General features: G+C 38.0%; 17 protein-coding genes. 10 read left to right on the top strand and 7 right to left on the bottom strand.

The genetic code is table 11. The features are described 5' to 3' along the window. Nucleotides 1-2 precede the first annotated feature (2 nt). From IGL32_RS04885 to IGL32_RS04895, 3 genes are read left to right on the top strand one after another with little or no spacing between them, the layout of a single operon-like run. Nucleotides 3-2,153, top strand: a complete 2,151-nt coding sequence (locus IGL32_RS04885) for a glycoside hydrolase family 3 N-terminal domain-containing protein (protein ID WP_002391620.1) — start codon at nt 3-5, stop codon at nt 2,151-2,153. A gap of 17 nt (nt 2,154-2,170) precedes the next feature. Next, nucleotides 2,171-5,446 (top strand): GH36-type glycosyl hydrolase domain-containing protein, encoded by a 3,276-nt coding sequence (locus tag IGL32_RS04890; RefSeq protein ID WP_156210058.1) that lies wholly within the window; start codon nt 2,171-2,173, stop codon nt 5,444-5,446. 15 nt (nt 5,447-5,461) lie between these two features. Further along, nucleotides 5,462-6,427 carry a LacI family DNA-binding transcriptional regulator gene (locus IGL32_RS04895; protein WP_002382203.1) on the top strand — a complete coding sequence of 322 codons (966 nt, stop codon included), beginning with the start codon at nt 5,462-5,464 and terminating at the stop codon, nt 6,425-6,427. A gap of 32 nt (nt 6,428-6,459) precedes the next feature. Here IGL32_RS04895 and IGL32_RS04900 read toward each other — a convergent pair whose 3' ends face one another. Together IGL32_RS04900 and IGL32_RS04905 are read right to left on the bottom strand one after the other, a co-directional pair. Then, nucleotides 6,460-6,990: a DUF5067 domain-containing protein gene (locus IGL32_RS04900; RefSeq protein WP_002384665.1), complete on the bottom strand. Its 531-nt coding sequence runs from the start codon at nt 6,988-6,990 to the stop codon at nt 6,460-6,462. Between the two features lie 270 nt (nt 6,991-7,260). Beyond that, nucleotides 7,261-7,974, bottom strand: a complete 714-nt coding sequence (locus IGL32_RS04905; protein ID WP_002366529.1) for a GntR family transcriptional regulator — start codon at nt 7,972-7,974, stop codon at nt 7,261-7,263. A 242-nt stretch (nt 7,975-8,216) separates the two neighbouring features. Here IGL32_RS04905 and IGL32_RS04910 point away from each other — a divergent pair, with 242 nt between their 5' ends. The 3 genes from IGL32_RS04910 to IGL32_RS04920 all read left to right on the top strand — a co-directional run bounded on the left by IGL32_RS04910 (nt 8,217) and on the right by IGL32_RS04920 (nt 11,656). After that, nucleotides 8,217-9,650 carry a glycoside hydrolase family 1 protein gene (locus tag IGL32_RS04910; RefSeq protein WP_002375063.1) on the top strand — a complete coding sequence of 478 codons (1,434 nt, stop codon included), beginning with the start codon at nt 8,217-8,219 and terminating at the stop codon, nt 9,648-9,650. A gap of 24 nt (nt 9,651-9,674) precedes the next feature. Beyond that, complete coding sequence (locus tag IGL32_RS04915; RefSeq protein ID WP_002386658.1) at nt 9,675-10,724, top strand: oxidoreductase; 1,050 nt, start codon at nt 9,675-9,677, stop codon at nt 10,722-10,724. 473 nt (nt 10,725-11,197) lie between these two features. Continuing rightward, nucleotides 11,198-11,656 carry a DUF441 domain-containing protein gene (locus IGL32_RS04920; protein ID WP_002357887.1) on the top strand — a complete coding sequence of 153 codons (459 nt, stop codon included), beginning with the start codon at nt 11,198-11,200 and terminating at the stop codon, nt 11,654-11,656. Nucleotides 11,657-11,694: 38 nt separating this feature from the next. On the opposite strand, the gene IGL32_RS04925 is transcribed toward IGL32_RS04920, so the two are convergent. The 3 genes from IGL32_RS04925 to efbA all read right to left on the bottom strand — a co-directional run bounded on the left by IGL32_RS04925 (nt 11,695) and on the right by efbA (nt 14,241). Then, entirely contained in the window at nt 11,695-12,036 is a 342-nt protein-coding gene (locus tag IGL32_RS04925; protein ID WP_002391631.1) for an iron-sulfur cluster biosynthesis family protein, read from the bottom strand. Nucleotides 12,037-12,109: 73 nt separating this feature from the next. After that, a complete protein-coding gene (locus IGL32_RS04930; protein WP_002381957.1) occupies nt 12,110-12,373 on the bottom strand; it encodes a hypothetical protein in 264 nt (87 codons plus the stop codon). Between the two features lie 155 nt (nt 12,374-12,528). Continuing rightward, complete coding sequence (gene efbA / locus IGL32_RS04935) at nt 12,529-14,241, bottom strand: fibronectin-binding protein EfbA (RefSeq protein ID WP_002379361.1); 1,713 nt, start codon at nt 14,239-14,241, stop codon at nt 12,529-12,531. A gap of 219 nt (nt 14,242-14,460) precedes the next feature. On the opposite strand from efbA, the gene IGL32_RS04940 reads away from it, so the two are divergent. The 4 genes from IGL32_RS04940 (at nt 14,461) to IGL32_RS04955 (ending at nt 18,825) form a co-directional block, all read left to right on the top strand. Continuing rightward, the gene (locus IGL32_RS04940; RefSeq protein ID WP_002386659.1) at nt 14,461-15,120 is read left to right on the top strand and encodes a hypothetical protein; all 660 of its coding nucleotides are present in this window, start codon (nt 14,461-14,463) and stop codon (nt 15,118-15,120) included. A gap of 1,039 nt (nt 15,121-16,159) precedes the next feature. Continuing rightward, nucleotides 16,160-17,149 (top strand): tryptophan ABC transporter substrate-binding protein, encoded by a 990-nt coding sequence (gene trpX / locus IGL32_RS04945; RefSeq protein WP_002391629.1) that lies wholly within the window; start codon nt 16,160-16,162, stop codon nt 17,147-17,149. A gap of 24 nt (nt 17,150-17,173) precedes the next feature. Further along, nucleotides 17,174-18,061 carry an ABC transporter permease gene (locus IGL32_RS04950; protein ID WP_002371274.1) on the top strand — a complete coding sequence of 296 codons (888 nt, stop codon included), beginning with the start codon at nt 17,174-17,176 and terminating at the stop codon, nt 18,059-18,061. Next, on the top strand, nt 18,058-18,825 hold the full coding sequence (locus IGL32_RS04955; RefSeq protein ID WP_002357878.1) for an ABC transporter ATP-binding protein: 768 nt from the start codon (nt 18,058-18,060) through the stop codon (nt 18,823-18,825). The genes IGL32_RS04950 and IGL32_RS04955 overlap by 4 nt, the downstream gene beginning before the upstream one ends. A 31-nt stretch (nt 18,826-18,856) precedes the next feature. Here the strand turns inward: IGL32_RS04955 and IGL32_RS04960 are convergent, their stop codons facing one another. Continuing rightward, nucleotides 18,857-19,318, bottom strand: coding sequence for a threonine/serine exporter family protein (locus IGL32_RS04960; protein WP_002357877.1), 462 nt, complete (start codon nt 19,316-19,318; stop codon nt 18,857-18,859). Nucleotides 19,319-19,329: 11 nt separating this feature from the next. Continuing rightward, the gene (locus IGL32_RS04965) at nt 19,330-20,106 is read right to left on the bottom strand and encodes a threonine/serine exporter family protein (protein ID WP_002378231.1); all 777 of its coding nucleotides are present in this window, start codon (nt 20,104-20,106) and stop codon (nt 19,330-19,332) included. Nucleotides 20,107-20,108: the final 2 nt, after the last annotated feature.

Below are 20,108 nucleotides of genomic sequence, written 5' to 3' on the forward strand. Positions count from 1 at the left end.
GTATGAAAGAAAATCAACTGATTCAATTAGTCGAAGAAATGACAATTGATGAGAAAATTAATCAATTATTACAATTAGCAGCAGCGTTTTATTCAGATAAAGCAGAAGAAAAGACCGGCCCTATGTCAGAGCTAGGACTAAGTCAAGAAACGATTGATACGGCGGGGACAACACTGGGTGTTTCCGGTGCAAACGAAGCAAAACGTGTTCAAAAAGAATATATGCAAAATCATCGATTAAATATTCCAACACTTTTAATGGCGGATATTATTCATGGTTTCAGAACCATCTTTCCGATTCCTTTGGCTTTAGGAAGCACTTGGGATGAAGCAGCGGTTGAAAAAATGGCGGAGATTTCAGCAAAAGAAGCTGCTGTTTCAGGATTACATGTAACCTTTTCACCAATGGTTGATTTAGTGCGCGATCCACGTTGGGGACGTGTCATGGAGTCAACAGGTGAAGATCCATTACTCAACAGCCGCTTAGCTGCTGCAATGGTTAGAGGTTACCAAGGAGAAAATTTAAAAGAAGACAATTGGCGAGTAGCCGCGTGCGTGAAGCACTTTGCGGCATATGGTGGTGCCTTAGCTGGTCGGGATTATAATACGGTAGATATGTCTGAACGGCAGCTAAGAGAAATGTATTTACCTGGCTATAAAGCTGGATTAGATGCGGGTGCAAAACTTGTCATGACGTCCTTCAATACAGTGGATGGGATTCCTGCTACAGGCAACCAATGGCTGTTTAGAGACGTATTACGAAATGAATTTGGATTTGAAGGGGTTGTGATTTCAGACTGGGGAGCGATTAAAGAATTAATTCCTCATGGCGTTGCCAAAGATGAAAAACAAGCGGCAGAATTGGCTATCAAAGCTGGTGTAGATATTGAAATGATGACCACGTGTTATCCAGATTATTTAAAAGAATTACTTGAAGAAGGCCGGATTGCTGAAACACTTATTGATGAAGCAGTTATGCGAATTTTAAAACTAAAAAATGAGCTAGGCTTATTTGAAAATCCCTATCGTGGTGCGGATGAACAAGCGGAAGCAGAAGTGATTTTAAGCAAAGAACATCGAGAAATAGCTAAAAAGATTGCTCAAAAATCAATGGTTCTTTTAAAAAATGAAAATATTTTGCCTTTTACACCGCAAGAAAAAATCGCGCTTGTCGGCCCAGGGGCCCAATCACAAGATATTTTAGGGGCTTGGTCATGGCAAGGAAAGAAAGAAGAAGCCATTTCCCTCGTGGCTGGGGCCCAAAAATTAACCACAAATCTTCTAGTTGCCCAAGAACCCTTTGATTACTTTGAACCGACCGCGGCGGCCATTGAAGAGGCTTTAACGTTAGCTAGTCAAGCAGATAAAGTAGTAGTGGCACTAGGCGAAACAGATTGGATGAGTGGGGAAGCTGCCAGTCGCAGTGATATTCGTCTACCCGAAAAACAATTAGCGGTAGTTGCACAAATTATTGAGAAAAATCCCAATGTTGTTGTCACGGTCTACAGTGGCCGGCCCTTAGATTTGCAAGGGATAGATGTTGCAAAAGGAATTGTGCAAGCTTGGCAACCTGGAACAGAAGGGGGCAATGCGCTAGCAGAAATTTTGTGGGGACAGTACAATCCAAGTGGTCGTTTAAGTATGTCGTTTCCAGAAACGGTTGGTCAAGTGCCAATTTTTTACAATGTCGACAATACTGGGCGTCCTTATGAGTCAGCACCAGAAGAAAAATATGTTTCTAAATATTTAGATGTCTCTAATTACGCTAAATATCCCTTTGGATTTGGCTTAAGTTATAGTCATTTCTCTTATCAACCAATTCAACTAAGTGCATTAACATTTACCAAAGAACAACCAGTCACGGTCTCTGTTTTAGTAAGAAATAACAGTCCAATCGCTGGAGAGGAAACCGTGCAATTTTATGTACGTGATTTGGTGGGACAAGTGGTTCGCCCAATTAAAGAGTTAAAAGATTTCCAAAAAGTTTGGCTGGAACCAAAGGAAGAAAAAGAAGTTCAGTTTCTTCTTTCAGAGGATATGGTGCGCTATGTTCATTCAGACAATCAGGTAACCAGTGATGCAGGTGAATTTATCGTAATGATTGGTGGAAATAGTCGCGATGTACAAACCGCAACAGTCACGTTAAATGAATAAGATGGGAAGGATAAGTTATGCAGATAAAGAAGCTTAAGCAAGCAGACACAGTTGCTACATTTCTAGAGACAGGTGATTTAAAAGAATTGAATAGCTGTGGCATGATGATTAATCAATTAGAAGGTAATCCTTTAGACGGCAGTATGAACCAACTCTATTTGCGGATAATTACAGGGGACACAATTAATTATCGACCAATGATTGGTTCCAACAGTCAAAGTGATTTTTATCTTTCAGATAATCAATTGACATGGCGGGGTGAATTTGAAGCGGTTCGTTACCAAGTTGACTTTCGTTTGGGGCCAAGCAATCAATGGTTCTGGCGGGTTAATGTCACTGGAACTGGCTTAGTAGATATTGTTTATGGTCAAGATATTGGCTTAGCGACCAAAGGAGCCGTTCAGTCAAATGAAGCGTATGTGTCGCAGTATCTTGATCATCACATTTGGCAAGAGGGCGAAGAGCTTGTTGTTTTATCAAGACAAAATCAACCGCAAAATGAGAAGTTTCCAGCCCTTATTCAAGGGAGTTTTCAAAAATTAGCAGGCTACTCAACGGACGGCTATCAATTTTTTGGACGTTCATTTAAACAAACAAACACACCAGAAGCATTGGGGAAAAGATATTTAGCAAATGAAGTCTATCAATATGAATTTGCTTACACCGCTTTACAAACGGAAGCCGTCCAATTAACGAATGAAAGTAAGGAATTTGTTTTTTATGGTGCGGTAACAGAAACGCATCCGCAAGCTTTAGCTGAACCTTTTTTATCGAAAGAAGCCTTACAAGCTATTTATGAAACTGTGACATTCGATTCATTAGAAGAAACAAAGGACTATCCTACGAAACTTTTAGGAGAACCTATCACAGGAAATCCATTAACAGAAGAAGAGTTGGCTGCACTTTATCCCATTCAGACACAAATTGAAAAAGTAGCAGGTCAGACGTATTCCTTTTTCACGGAAAATTACCATCACGTTGTTCTTCAAGAAAAAGAAATTGCCATGGAAAGAGCGCATGGCCACATTTTATTAAGTGGTAAAGGCTTAACGGTTGACGAACCTTTGCTTAGTACGACAGTGTATATGTATGGCATTTTCAATTCACAAGTAGTTTTAGGAAATACGACCATGAACAAATTAATGAGTAATAGCCGAAACGCTTTAAACGTTATGAAACGCTCTGGTCAACGAATCTACATTTTAGAGAATGGCTTATGGCGCTTACTAACAATGCCTTCTGCTTTTGAAATGGGGTTGAACTCTGCTACGTGGTATTATAAGTTGCCAAAGGATACAATTCGGGTACGCACCTTCACTTCGCCTGATTCAAGAGTGATTCAATTGGAAGTGACCAGTCAAAAGGATGCGTATATGTGGGCTGTTTCTAACCATTTGTTATTAGGACCTGAAGAAGTACCAACCTATCAATTAGAACAAACTGGCAAAACACTTCGAGTGACGGGAAATCATTCTGCTACAGAAAATTATTACCCAGAACTAACCTATGCATTGACAGTTGATAAATCATTTCAAGTAACCGATAGCACATTATTTGGTGGAGCTGAAGCGGACTTATTAGTCTTGGCAATCGAAAAGACCCAAAAATTTTCACTACTTATTACGAGCAGTATAGAGGACCAAGCATTAGTCAATACACCATTAGATTTTGAAAAAGCAGAAAGTCAATATTTAGCATTCATTAATGGCTTGTTACATCATTTTGAGTTAACACACACAGACTCAAGTGTGCAGCAAATGAATCAATTAACTCGTTGGTATACTCATAATATGCTCGTTCATTATTTGTCGCCACATGGCTTAGAACAGTATGGTGGAGCAGCTTGGGGCACACGAGATGTGTCGCAAGGACCGACAGAATTTTTCTTTGCGACGCAACAGCCTAAGATCGTGGCCTCCATTATTCAGCATCTATTTGAAAATCAATTTGAGGACGATGGCAACTGGCCGCAATGGTTTATGTTTGACCGATACGAAGAACAAAAAGCCAGTGAAAGCCATGGCGATATTATCGTCTGGCCATTGAAAGTAGTGACTGATTATTTGGAACAAACCGCAGATTATTCAATTTTAGCTACGGAAATCCCTTATACAAGTCGCAAAGATAATCACAAAACAAAAGAAACAGCATCTTTATTTGAACATTTGAAAAAAGAAATAAATTATATTGAACAACATTTTTTACCAGAAACTTTTCTATCCTGTTATGGTGACGGCGATTGGGATGACACGTTACAACCTTATGATAATCGTCTTAAAGAGCAAATGGCTAGTAGTTGGACCGTTGCCTTAACGTATCAAGTGTTGAAAAAATTTGCGGCTTTAATTACGAAAATCGATGCTACTTATAGTCAGCACTTAGCAATTTTAGTCGCAGGAATAAAGAACGATTTTCAAAAATATATGTTGGCGGATGAAACGATTCCAGGGTTTATTTATATGGAAACGCCAGAAACTTTTGAACAAATGATTCACCCAAATGATCAAAAAACAGGGATTCAATATCGATTATTGCCAATGACTCGTAGTATGTTAGCTGAATTATTAACACCGGAACAAGTAAGTCATCATTTAGAAATTATTAAAAAAGAATTAACGTTTCCTGATGGCGTGCGTTTAATGAACAAACCAGCGAACTATCGAGGCGGTGTGAGCACTAATTTTAAACGAGCAGAACAGGCGGCTAATTTTGGTCGCGAAATTGGCTTACAGTATGTTCATGCGCACATTCGCTATACAGAAGCGATGGCGAAAATTGGTCAGCGAGACAAAACCTGGCAAGCATTAATGCAAATCAATCCAGTTCAATTAAAAGAAGTGGTTCACAATGCAGAGTTACGCCAAGCCAATGCCTATTTTAGTAGTTCCGATGGCGATTTTAAAACAAGGTATGAATCACAAGAAAATTTTGGTAAACTAAAAGACGGAAGTATTGGGGTAAAAGGTGGTTGGCGAATTTATTCAAGCGGGCCGGGAATTTATTTAAATCAATTAATTACAGCTGTTTTAGGGATTCGGCAAAAGGCCCAAAGTGTGGTTTTCGACCCCATGTTACCAGAAAAATTGTCTGGTTTAACACTAACTTACCAATTGTTTGATAAACCTGTCACATATAAATTTTATCCAAATCAGTCAGCGAAAATAGTTATCGATGGTCAAGAAGTTCCGTTTAAGTTTGAAGAAAACCCTTATCGAGAAGGGGGAATGGAAGTTCAAAAAGACGAGGTACTTTCATTATTAAATGAAGCAAGTGTTATTGAAATTTACCATTAGAAAGGAGAGTAGTCCATGGTAGGAATTAAAGATATTGCAAAAAAAGCAGGCGTATCAATCTCGACCGTTTCTTACGCATTGAATGGTAGTTCAAAGGTAACTGAAGAAACACGAACGCGCATCCAAGCAATTGCTGAAGAGCTAAACTATGTTCCTAACATGGCCGCTCGCACATTAAAACGTCGTCAAACCAATATTATTGGTGTCTATTTGGCCGATTATGGCGGTAGTTTTTATGGTGAATTGTTGGAGGGGATTAAGAAAGGCTTAGCACTGTTTGATTATGAGATGATTGTCTGCAGCGGTAAAAAGTCACATCTTTTCATTCCTGAAAAAATGGTGGATGGGGCAATTATTTTAGATTGGACATTTCCAACAAAAGAAATTGAAAAGTTTGCTGAACGTGGTCATTCGATCGTTGTCCTTGATCGAACCACTGAGCATAGGAATATCCGGCAAGTTCTCTTGGATAATCGTGGCGGTGCCACGCAGGCAATTGAGCAATTTGTCAATGTGGGTTCAAAAAAGGTTCTTCTGCTTTCTGGACCAGAAAAAGGTTATGATAGCCAAGAACGATTGGCTGTTAGTACACGAGAATTAACTCGTTTTGGGATACCTTATGAAATTATCCAAGGCGATTTTACCGAACCTTCTGGCTATGCGGCTGCTAAAAAAATTTTGAGTCAACCACAGACAGAACCAGTCGATGTTTTTGCTTTTAATGATGAAATGGCGATCGGTGTCTATAAATATGTTGCAGAAACAAATTACCAAATGGGGAAAGACATTCGGATGATTGGTTTTGATAATTCTGAACTAGGTGCGTTTGTGCAACCGCGATTAGCAACAATTGCCTATTCTAAACATCGATGGGGCATGGTGGCTGCAGAGAAAATTATTCATTTAATGCGGGGAGAAGCTGCTGAGAGCGAACACATTTACACACGTTTTATAGAAGGAGAATCTTTTCCGTCTGAATAATAAATAAAAAGTTTGGTCCAATGCTAGCTAAGCTAGCGGACCAAACTTTTTTCTGTAATGGTAATTTCTTCTGATGCAATGGGTTCATCCAGACTGAGAAGGCGATCTCTAAATTTAAAATGGACCGGCTTATTCTCATTAATAAATTCATACGGGTAAGCACCTTGGATTGTTTCACCAGGATTGATTTCATCTGCTAAACGATCTAATTTGTCTTGGAAAGGTGAATCTGTTAAGACTGCATATTGTAAATTTTGGGCTTTTCCGTGGACAGTTTGACTAACTTCCATAAAACTTTGAATCATTAGCTGAATATTTTGTGTTTTTTCGGTTGTATTGGTTAATTCAAACAGGACATAAAACATTGGTTTGCCTTGATAATCTTTTCCTTTATGCAAGGCAGTTAAGGCTAAACGACCATCTGGAACCAACAGTGTTCGATTTTCATACGTCCCAATACTTGTCGCCAACACTTCATCAGGTGCGGGCGCACTTTGACTTGCTGGGCTGCCACTTACAGTTGAACAAGCACTTAATAAGGTACTTAGAACGAGTAAGCTCATTAAAATGTAGGGTTTCCTCATATAAAGTCCTCACTTTGGTTGATTGACTATGTAAAAAACAAATTGCTTGTATCTATATAAAAAAGAGTGCTACAAGCAATATTTTAATCGTAGTTCTAGTAAATAGCAATACTTTTATCAAAATTCATGTTTGGAAATATAATTTGAAAAATATTTTTAACTAACAGAAAAACATTTCTAACAAAAAGTATTAGCTCAAAGTAAAGAGATCATTTTGTTAGAAATGAGAAATGGCAACATAAAAGTTTTCTATTTTTCTGCAATTAAAACAGTTTCGAAGGTGAATTCACTAGGAATATGATTCGCAATTGAGTATTCAAAAATATGCCCATTGCCTAGGTAAGCAATTTGTTCTGCACGCATCAGAAAATCATTATCGGTTAAGTTTAAATATTTTTTTTCCAAAGCAGAAGGACGGATCCCAGAAATGCTGACCCGCGCACTTTGAATTTTTTGATGCAATTGTTCCGAAATATATTGATAAATGGAGACTTTCAATTCTTTCATTGTCAAGTTCGGAATTAAAGCAACGGGCATCCAAGTGTATTCAATAATTGAGGGCACATCTTCGATAATCCGTAAACGAATAATTTTGTAGACTAACTCTTCTTCTGTAATACTTAATTTTTCAGTCACCCAAGGCTCAGGTACTTCTGTTGCAAAGCCTAAAACCACGGATTCAACTTTTCCATCGTAGGTTGAGTAAGTGCCGGTTAACGGAGAAAATTTAGTAATGGTTCGATTTTGAAAGTCTTGAACAAAGCTGCCCGAGCCACGTCGTCTGACAACATAACCTTCTTGCACAAGCAAATGTAAGGCTTTTGTAATGGTTAGTTCGCTGACCTGATATTTTTCTGCAAGAAGACGACCTTGGGGTAACTTTTGATTAATTGGATAAACACCTGCTTCAATATCCTGTTTTATAGCTGCATAAATTTCTTTATAACGTGTATTTGTCCGCATCAGAGTCCTCCTTTATCACCAGTATTTCTCTCATTATACCATGAATTTAACGTGTTAAAACTATATATTTATTTTTACCGTAACCACTTAATAATCAAGTGCTTAAATAAAAGTAGTTGACTTATTCTTTTTAAAACTATATAGTTTTAAAAGTAAACAGAAGAACTTATTGATCTGATTGGTACTTTTTGTGAAAACCTTTTACAATAAAAGGGCAGCACAGAAAAGAGGGAGGAATGACAATGGAACATCACCAACTAAAAGCATTTCCGCAAGATTTTTTATGGGGCTCTGCTTCGGCAGCTTATCAAGTAGAAGGTGCTTGGAATGAAGACGGCAAAGGCGCATCTGTTTGGGATGAATTTGTTCGGCTACCAGGAAAAACGTTCAAAGAGACAACTGGTGATTTAGCCGTCGATCATTATCATCGTTTCAAAGAAGATGTGGCTTTAATGAAACAACAAGGTTTAAAAGCATATCGTTTCTCGATTGCATGGACACGAATTTTACCTGAAGGGCGTGGTCAAGTAAATCAAGCGGGACTGAAATTTTATTCAGATTTAATTGATGAGTTATTAGCGGCAGGAATTGAACCAATGGTAACTTTATATCATTGGGATTTGCCAGCTGTTTTGCAAAAAGAATATGGTGGCTGGGAATCAAGAAAAATTATTGCTGATTTTGTGGCCTATGCGAAAATTTTATTTGACGCTTTCCGTGGCAAAGTTCGCTATTGGATTAGTTTAAACGAACAAAATGTGTTTACTTCGTTAGGTTATCAATTAGCCGTGCATCCTCCCGGCGTAACAGATAATAAACGGATGTATGAGGCCAATCATATTGCTAATTTAGCCAATGCAGCAGTGATTAATGCGTTTCATGAATTAGAAATGCCTGGCAAAATTGGCCCTAGCTTTGCTTATACGCCTGTTTATGCCGTTGATGCGCATCCTGCCAATGTTTTGGCGGCAGAAAATGCAGAAGATTTGTTGTCGCATTTTTGGTTAGATGTCTATCTTTGGGGAGAATACCCAATTGCCGCATTAAATTACTTACAGGAGCAAGGTGTGGCCCCAACGATAAAAGAGGGCGATTTAGCGTTACTACGTTCAGCCAAACCTGATTTTCTAGGTATTAATTATTATCGGACGGATACGGTTGCTGCTAATCCATTAGATGGCGTCGGAATAGGGAAGATGAATACAACGGGTGAAAAGGGTTCTGAAACGGAATCTGGGGTACCGGGTTTATTTAAAAAAGTAAATAATCCATATGTTGAACGGACGAACTGGGATTGGGCCATTGACCCGCAAGGTTTGAGAATTGCCTTACGACGATTAGCTAGTCGCTATCAAGTCCCTATTTTAATTACTGAAAATGGGTTAGGCGAATATGATACCTTAACAGAAGATAAACAAATTCATGATACGTATCGCATTGATTATTTGCGAAGCCATATCCAAGCGATTCAAGAGGCGATTACGGATGGTGTTTCAGTTATTGGTTATTGTACATGGAGTTACACCGATTTACTGTCGTGGCTCAACGGCTATCAAAAGCGTTATGGTTTTGTCTATGTGGATCAAGATGAAACACAAAAAGGTTCCTTAGAAAGAATCCCGAAAGACAGTTATTATTGGTATCAAAAAGTCATTGAAACAAATGGACTTATCTAATTATAAGAAAAGAGTGTGGAAAATATGACAGTAAAAATGGGGTTTATTGGATTTGGTAAAAGTGCCAACCGCTACCATTTACCTTACGTAATGATTCGAGAAACACTAGAAGTGAAAACGATTTTCGATTTACATGTTAATGAAAAAGCAGCAGCGCCCTTTAAAGAAAAAGGCGTAAATTTTACCGCTGACCTTAATGAATTATTGACGGATCCAGAAATTGAATTGATCACAATCTGTACACCTGCGCATACACATTATGATTTAGCCAAACAAGCCATTTTAGCTGGTAAATCAGTGATTGTGGAAAAACCATTTTGTGATACGTTAGAACATGCAGAGGAATTATTTGCTTTAGGGCAAGAAAAAGGGGTAGTAGTGATGCCTTATCAAAATCGACGTTTCGACGGCGATTACCTAGCGATGAAGCAAGTAGTAGAGCAAGGCTTTTTAGGAGAAATCAATGAAGTGGAAACACATATTGATTATTATCGACCAGGAAGTATCACGGAACAAGGACCTAAAGAAAATGGTTCGTTTTACGGACTAGGCATTCATTTAATGGATCGCATGATTGCTCTTTTCGGGCGTCCAGATCAAGTCACTTATGATATTCGTAATAATGAAGTGAGCGAGGCAGTCGATAATTATTTTGACGTTGATTTACATTATGGTTCAAAATTAAAAGTAAAAGTTAAAACGAATCATTCTGTCGCTAGTCCGTATCCACGTTTTATTGTTCATGGCAGCAATGGCTCGTTCATCAAATATGGTGAAGATCAACAAGAAAATGATTTAAAAGCCGGAATCATGCCAGATGCACCAGGCTTTGGAGAAGATTCACCAATGTATTATGGAGAAGTGACCTACCGTAATGGCAATGGCGACTGGATTAAAAAACAAATTAAAACGCCTGTAGGTGATTACGGTCGTTATTATGATGCCGTTTATGAAACGTTGAAAAATGGTGCACCGCAACTAGTAACTAAAGAGCAAGCATTAACTAACATCGAAATTTTAGAAGCAGGTTTTCTTAACCCAAGTCCAAGTGTTTATCATTTGAAAGAAAACTAAAGCGTATTTAAATGACTTGAAAAGCGCCTGCCCTACAGTCCAGACAACTGTGGGGCAGGCGCTTTTATTTATAAAGAATTGTGAATTTTAATATAAGAAACGTATATTGTTAGTAAAAATAAAAAAAGGAAAGACATCTTAGTAGCACTACTTCCCCAAGAATTGCTACTAAAATGTCTTTTGTGATGCTCGCTCAATTGAAGAGCCTTAAATAGGATATCGAATATCCAGTATAAATGCAAGTAAACTACTTTATAGTTAATATTAGTATACTTCATAAAATAATTTTTCAAAGAGAAAAAGGCTTGTTATGAGAAAAAATTAATTTTTAACTCGTTTTTTCTAAGCAAGATTCGGGTGAAAAAGACAATAATTACTGAAGCTGAATGGTAATTAAAGAGGTTCTTTGCTAAAATAGGAAAGACAAGAAAGTTTGGTTAACGAAAGAACCAAATCAGAAAGGAGGACAACCAGTGGAGAGTTGGCTTTTTTTACTACTGATTGCCTTGATTGCGTTTGTTGCAAAAAATCAAAGTTTATTAATTGCGTCAGTTGTTGTGCTTGCTTTAAAAGCTTTACCAAATAGTGCGAAAATCATGTCGTGGTTGTCAGATAAAGGCATTAATTTAGGCGTCACAATTATTTCAATTACCATTTTAGTCCCGATTGCTACAGGACAAATTGGCTTAAAAGATTTAATCCAATCATTCAAAACACCGATGGGATGGCTGGGGATACTTTGTGGAATTCTGGTGGCTGTTTTATCCTCAAAAGGAGTAGGTTTAATTAATCAATCGCCTGAGATTACGGTGGCCTTAGTTTTTGGAACGATTCTTGGCGTCGTTTTTTTAAAAGGAATTGCAGCTGGTCCGATTATTGCATCGGGGATGATGTACGTAATCATTACTACCTTTCAAGCCTTTCAACACTAAAAAAGCAAACAAAACGCGTAAACGTTTTGTTTGCTTTTTTAGTGTTGATAAATGTCCACATTACTATCTAATATGCCACTTTCATTTTTTAAAGTAATGGTTCCCGCATTCGGATGAATCACTAGCTGTAAATGCCCTGTTAAAAACATTTGGTCATACGTCGAAGTATAGACGTGAAAAGAATCATTAGCAATTGTTTCGGTATAAGGCGCTTCTGCTTGATCAACAGGAACGATAATGAAACGATCGCCAATCATACAACAACCTTCTGCGGAAGAATAAGGATTAGAGCCGTCATTTGCTACCAACAAGAAGGTGTTCGTTTCAGTTAAGAAAGGGGCTAAACGTTGTTTTACTTCTTCAGAAATAGTCAGAGACATTTGCCTCACTCCTTTAAATAGTATGTAAAAGGAAGAGGGTAGCTTGTCGCTATGCCGCTCTTCAAAGGTTTTGTTATTTGCTTGTTTCTTTACTGCTTTTTTTGAAAAGAGCAATAGAAAAGGCGACAACTAAGACAACTGTTGCAGCTAAAACAAATGGATTTTTTGTTGCTGATGTGAACCCTAGGACTGTTGAACCAATCGCACCTACGTAAGATAAAATAATCGCTGCTTTCTTTGGTGTTGAAAGTTCTGTAAAGCTATCGCGGAAGGCGACACCTAAACCTAAAGCGCCAATAAAGGCAAACATCCCAAAAATAATGTGTAAAAAGACCATGAATTTCACCTCCAACAGTCAGTATAGAGAGAAATAGCTAGTTTGTAAACTAATTGAGCTTACTTGTGTTATTTATCACTTGATAAATGTCTTTGCCAATGCAAAAAAACAACGTACGATCAATCGGCAGTACGTTGTTTTTTAGTTTAATACAATTAGGAAGCAGAAGCCTTATTTTGCTGGATTTTTTTGATCGATTCTTCTGTTGGCGTCACATATAACGTTCGTTGGTTTTCATAAATCACATAACCTGGTTTTGCTCCATTGGGTTTATGCACATGTTTTACTTGGACATAGTCAACAGGCACTTGTGAAGAAAGTCGATATTTTGAAAAATAAGCTGCTAGAAGTGCGGCTTCAGTAAGGGTTTCTTCGCTAGGATGTGCGTCACGAATAATTACATGAGATCCAGGAATATCTTTGGCATGGAGCCAATAATCAGTTTTTTTAGCGGTTCGTAAAGTCAATTGATCATTTTGCAAATTGTTTTTTCCAACGAGAATAGGTGTGCCATCTGTGGCATAAAAAAGATCGGGTTGGCTTTTTTTCGGCTGTTTTTGTTTTTTATTTTTTTTACGTTTTAAATAGCCTTGTTCAATCAGTTCTTCACGAATCACTTCAATGTCCATTGGTGTCGCAATTTCAAGTTGTGCCACAACTGACTCTAAATAAGAAATTTCTTGTTGTGTTTGCTGAATTTGTGTTTTAACAACTCGGACAGCATTTTTCAATTTTTGGTATTTTTGAAAATATTTTTGTGCATTTTGATTAGGTGAAAGTGCAGGATTTAGCGAGATACGCAACGGTGCATTTTCTTCATAATAATTTGGTAATTCCACCTCGGTGGCTCCTTTTGGGACTTGTGCCATGAAGGTTGTTAATAGTTCTCCGTCGCGACGGTAATTTTCAGCGTTTTCTGTATCGGCTAAGGTTTGCTGTAATTTTTTAAGTTTCTTTTGATTTCTTTTTAGTTCATTTTCAATTTTGCGAATTAGTTCGCCGCCTTGTTGTTTGACACGGTCTTTCTCTGCTTTACCAGAATAAAAGGCATCTAGTAATTCACTGAGTGTCGCATACGTTGTTTGTTCACCAACTAATGATTGATAAGGAATGGGCGTAAAATATTCTTTTTTTTCAGTAACTGTTAATGTCGGTACAACAGCTTCAGTGACTGAGGACCAAAATTCCGTCCAGATGGCCATTTTTTCATTTGGTTGTGCAAGTAAACGGGCACTTAATTCGTCTGCTGTATCTTTGCCTAGACCTTGGAAATGTTGTTGTAAATAGCGTCCGTTTAATTCAGGAGCTGTAGAAAGAAGCGCAAAGACTTCTTCTTTTGAGGCCGTGAGCGGATTAAGTCCCATTGGTTTTGGCGGTTCAATATAAGTTGCTCCAGGAAGCAACGAACGATAACTATTTTGGCTCATTCCAATGTGTTTTATCGCATCTAAGATTTTTCCAGAAGATTGGTTAACTAAAACGATAGTACTGTGACGTCCCATTAATTCAACAATCAAAACAATATTTTGTAAGTCACCTAGTTCATCTCTTTTTGAAAAGGTGAAGTGAATCACGCGATCATTTTCTATTTGTTGAATCGTTTCTAAAATGGCACCGTCTAGAAATTTTCGTAACATCATCACAAAATTAGGAGGTGTTTCCGGATTGCTATAGGTAATTGTAGATAGTTGTATGCGCGCATAACTAGGATGTGCTGATAATAATAATTTATGGTTTTTACCTTTCGCACGAATGACTAAAACGACTTCGTTTTCATAAGGTTGATGGATTTTTGAAATCCGGCCACTTACGAGTGTTTCTGTCAACTCATGAACCATGCTATGAGTAAATACGCCATCAAATGACATAATAAATCCCTCGTTTCTTTCCGACTAATAGCTTTATTATAGCGGAGTTTTTGAATTTAAGAAAGAAGCTTGTTAAAAAGGAGTTGGGTTTTCCTTAGAAAGCTGGGGAAGTTTGCTGGTTTTTTTAGTAATTAAAGCGCAAGGGTAGGCAAGAAAGAAAATGATTAGTATAATAGATAAGAACTAAAAGCGAGGAGCGATTAGAAGTTGAATAATTTTATGGAAGAACTAAAAGAGGCACTTTATGAATTAAGACAAAGAAAACTGTTAATGATTACCGCTATTGTAGCATTAGTATTAATAATTGGCTCAATCATTTTTATTCCAACGATGCAAAAAAATATTCGAGCTGCTCAAGTTGAATCGTTAGTCGCAGGACCCATCAAATCAGAGAAAGTCAGTGTCTTAGATTACAAAACAGCAGACAAGAAAATCCAAGAAACAGGAGCCATGTCAGTCATGTTTGCTAAACCATCTGGCAAGCAATACGATCAAATGGTGAAGCTGTTTAATTCAGATAAAATGAATGAATTTCATCGTTCGCTGTATATCTATCCGTTAATTTATAATGCTGGCAAAGCACAAGAGCAATACAATGTTAGCGGCGATGAGATTACGCTTGTTTTCTTTGAAAACGGCAAAGAAAAGACACGGACGGTTGTCGAAAAATCTATGGATTTAAAAACACAATTAATACCAGAATTAAATCGATTACCAATGGCTGGCGTTTTGAAAGACCAGCAAAAAGCGGCGCAAGAAGCTGAAAAAGAAGCAGCAAAGACCGCGGAAACACAGACGACGACCAGCACGACTGGCGTTGCTCAATCTACTGAAACGACGACAGAAAGCACTGATACAGTACCAGAAACTGGTGAATAATAGCTAGCTATGTTAAACTTAGATTGTAGAAAGTTTTAAGGAATTAGAAAGAGGGGATTTTCGATGGCATTAGTAATTTCAATGACGATTTTAGTAAGTTTATGGCTGATTCAATCGCAAAAACAAGCAGTTAAAGTTCCCGTGAAAATTGAAAGAAACCGAAACAATTAAGTGGTAAATATGCTGAAATAAAGAAAAACGAGCCTCTCATAAGAGTGGCTCGTTTTTTAGAAGTAAAAGAAATGCAAGAAAATAAAAACTTTTTCTTGACGAACAAAATCAATATAGTGTAGACTACCTTTAACAACATAACTAGGAGGGAAAATACATGACACAATTATCTAACGTAAAAGAAATGCACCAATCATGGCAAAACTGGCGTAGATAGTTGTATGTATGATTCTTTCATAGATACAACTTTAGAAGACTTATTCTAAAAAGTGTATCTATGCTGGTTATATTCAAGAAGAAAAAACGACCACATAGAGGACCCATCTATGTGGTTTTTGTTTTGCATAAAAACAACGACCACTCCTAAACACTTAGGATAAGTCGTTGTTTTTTTGCTACGAATCACTACGATTGGCACGAAGTGACAGAGTAGATGATGAGTAGTACAAGGTGAGCGAAGAGAACGTTGTCCCATTCGTAGAAAAGTGCTCCTGCGATTCTCACCAAAGTTGCGATCCTCGTCGCAGTTAAATCCTGACAAGCACTACGATTGGCACGAAGTGACAGAGTAGATGCAGGCTGCGTATACTCGCCGCAGTTTGGCCTTCAAGAGTGATGAGTAGTACAAGGTGAACGAAGAGAACGTTGTCCCATTCGTAGAAAAAGTACTCCTGCGATTCTCACCAAAGTTGCAATCCTCGTCGCAGCTAAATCCTGACATTTGTAAAAAAGTGTTCCTTGGATTTTGACTAAGCAGAGGATTACGAATCTCAGTTTCACTTTCAACGGAAGAAACGCCCTATAGATAATGGTTTTATTATTAAAAAGAAAAAGTTGCCAAACAAAAGGGCAGTTAGGAGAATGCAAAATGAAAAATAAACGTTTAACGTTTGTCGTGTCTTTATTAGCTATTTATTTAATCGGTGCTTTTTTTGTGAATCAAAAAGTGACGAATTCAAAGAAAGAAACAGTTACTGTAGGGGTTTTGCAGTTTGTCAGTCACCCCGCATTGGACGAAATTTATAAAGGTGTCGAAGAAGGATTAAAGGAAAATGGCTATGACAAAGGCAAAAACTTAGAAATTATTTTTCAAAATGGTCAAGCCGACCAGAGTAAGTTAGCAATCATGAGTCAACAATTAGTACAAAAAAAGGCAGACGTTTTAATTGGCATCGCCACGCCAGCTGCGCAAGCGTTAGCCAACACTACCCAAGAAATCCCAATCATTTTAGGCGCCATTACGGACCCTGTTAGTGCAGGATTGGTGAAAGACAATCAAAAGCCAGGCGGTAATATCACGGGTGTTAGTGATCAATCTCCTTTGTCAGCCCAGATGGATTTACTAAAAGAATTGATACCAGCTGCCAAAAAAATAGGTATTCTCTATGCTTCCTCAGAAGAAAATTCTCGATACCAAGTAGCTGAAGCGCAGAAAGCGGCTGAAGCCAAAGGATTGACAGTGAAAACATATGCTGTGCCATCAAGTAATGAAATTGCACAAACGGTTCAAGTGATGACTAAGGAAACAGATGTGATTTATATACCAACTGATAATACGATTGCTAATGCCATGCAAACGGTAGTCGGAGAAGCAAATCGAACCAAGACGCCGATTATTCCTTCGGTGGATACAATGGTAGAACAAGGCGGTTTAGCAACTGTAGGGATTAATCAACATGCGTTGGGGGTACAAGCCGGCAAAATGGCAGCAGAGGTTCTGTCTGGAAAAAGTCAACCAGCAACTACACCCATTTATACCTTTAATACAGGCGACACAATTATCAATGAAAAACAAGCTCAAAAGTTAGGAATTACGATTCCCGCAGAGTTAGCAAAAAAATCGAAATTGATTAACTAATTATCAAAGAAAGTAGGAGAAGCGATGATTGTTTCAGCAATTGGACAAGGAATGTTATGGGCCTTGTTAGGACTAGGTATTTTTATGACTTATCGTATTTTAAATTTTCCAGATATGACCACAGAAGGTTCATTTCCGTTAGGGGGGGCGGTTTGTGTAACTGCCATTACAACAGGGGTTTCACCATTTATAGCGACTCTTTTAGGGGTCGGAGCAGGAATGCTTGCCGGTTTAGTGACTGGTTTACTGTTTACAAAAGGAAAAATTCCAATTATTTTAGCAGGAATTTTAGTGATGTCTGGTTTAAATTCCGTGATTTTATTTGTGATGAAGTCGCCAAATAAGTCTTTATTAAACCAACCGAAGATTCAAGATGTTTTTCAAAAAATGGCCTTACCCGATTATTATGATACTATTTTTTTAGGGATTAGTGTTTTGGCTGTGGTAATGATTTTACTGTTATTTTTCTTTAACACTAGTTTAGGACAAGCCTATATTGCGACAGGTGACAATGAAGAAATGGCTCGCTCGATTGGCATTCAAACGGATCGCATGAAAATTTTAGGATTGGTTTTATCGAATGGCTTGATTGGCTTATCTGGCGCTTTGATTGCCCAAAATGATGGATATGCGGATGTAAGTAAAGGAACCGGTGTCATTGTGATTGGCTTGGCTTCACTCATTATTGGTGAAGTACTGTTTGGAGAATTAACGTTTGGTGAACGGCTGATGGCGATTGTTGTAGGGAGTATTATTTATCAACTATTGATTTTATTAGTGATTAAATTAGGCTTTGATACGACGTATTTGAAAATCTTCTCAGCAGTGATTTTAGCAATCTGTTTAATGATCCCACAATTGAAAAAAGCATTACGACTACACGGCTTTTCTGATAAGGGGGAAACGAAATGAAACCAGTTGTTGAATTAAAAAATGCGACAAAAATCATTGATAATGGGATGAATGAAAAAAAAGTGATTTTGGATCATGTGAACTTAGCCATTTATCCTGGGGACTTCATTACTGTTTTAGGTGGAAATGGCGCAGGCAAGAGTACGCTATTCAATAGTTTAGCAGGAACTTTGACACTAACAGAAGGACAATTTTTAATTGAAGGAGTCAATCGCACCAATCTTTCTGAAGTCAAACGGGCCAAATCTCTAGCGCGTGTTTTTCAAGATCCTAAAATGGGGACAGCACCAAGAATGACTGTGGCAGAAAATTTATTGCTTGCCATGAAACGCGGACAAAAACGTCCCTTAACATTACGGAAGATAAATGAGCAACGCGCCTTGTTTACAAAAATCTGCCAAGAAGTTGGCAATGGCTTGGAAAATCATCTGGATACACCGACAGGTAACCTTTCTGGCGGTCAACGCCAAGCCTTAAGTTTATTAATGGCCACTATCACAAAACCAGAATTATTACTTTTAGATGAGCATACTGCTGCCTTAGATCCCAAAACATCCAAGCAGTTGATGCACTTAACGGAACAACGGATTGAAGAAGGGAACTTAACTTGTTTAATGATTACCCATCGAATGGAAGATGCTTTACGATATGGCAATCGTTTAATTGTTTTACAAAAAGGTAAAATTGTTCAAGATTTAAACGCTGCTGAAAAAGCACAATTAACGCTACAAGATTTGTTGCTGTTCTTTGAAGAAGTAGAATAAAAAAACAAGCTCAGAAAATGAGCTTGTTTTTTTATTTTTTGACCAATCGGAAGAGTCGCTTGGGGAAAAAACGTTTGACAATTCGTTCCAGTAGCGAGGTCACCATAAAGCCCGCTGCGATGGCTGCAGCAGTAAAGACAACTTTTAAAATCAACTGCAAACCGTCATCAATATTTCCTAACAAAATGCTCCGAACTGCTTGATAGGCAGGGCCTCCTGGCACTAAAGGAACCAAACTCGGAATATAAAAAATAATCATCGGCATTTTTTTGTAACGGGAAAAAAAGATACTAGCGATTCCTAACCCGACCGTTCCTAAAAAGTTTGCAAAGGTTTGACTAGCATCAAAAGTTTGCGTTAAGACATAATAAATCATCCAGCCTGTCATGCCAGTAATGCCACAAGCCACCAGTGCTTTACGAGGAATGTTCGTAATAATACCAAACGTCACAGTCGCTAAAAAACTAAAGAGAAGATGAAAAATTAGTTCCATTTGAACACTCCTTACATAAATAATTTAAAAATCAAGGCAATTCCCAGGCCAACAGACCCAGCAATAAAAATAGCTTCTGTCCCTCGCGCCGTCCCGCTGATGAGGTGGCCCGCTAAAATGTCGCGAAAAGAGTTCGTAATCGCCACACCTGGAACTAACGGCATTACCGCACCAATAATGATATTATCGATGTTGACCGCTAAGTGAAAATGCACAGCCAAATAGGCCAACAAACCAATGACAAAAGCGGCTGCGAATGAATCGAGGTAAGGAACTTGGAATAACTTTTGGGTAAAAAGATAACTGGCATACCCAATCACGCCAACAAAAAAAGTTGCAATAAAATCTTGCCAAGTGCCACCAAAAATGTACATTAACGTACAACTAACAATCCCGGCTGCTAACAAGCGTAACGAAATTGAAAAAGTGGGGGTATCTGTTTCTAATAGAGTTAAGCGCTGATAAAGCTCTGGTAAAGTAATCTCTTTTTGCGCAAATTCTCTTGATAACTGATTGACAAGGCTAACTTTTTCCAAATTAATCGAGCGCTGGGGGATGTTTTCTAATTGCGTATAATTACTGGAACGAAAGCCCACGAAAATCCCTGTAGCCGTCGTGTAACAAACGCTCTCTGGCTCGCCAGCATTTGCTGCAATCCGAGTAATTGTATCTTCGGTTCTATATACTTCAGATCCGCTTTCCAGCATAATTTTTCCAGCTAAAATGCATGTATCAATAATTAATTGTTTTCTTTTTTCGCTATTAACCAAAGGAATGGCTCCTTTCATTT

Source organism: Enterococcus sp. AZ035 (genome assembly GCF_050548325.1).
Taxonomy (GTDB): Bacteria; Bacillota; Bacilli; order Lactobacillales; family Enterococcaceae; genus Enterococcus; species Enterococcus faecalis.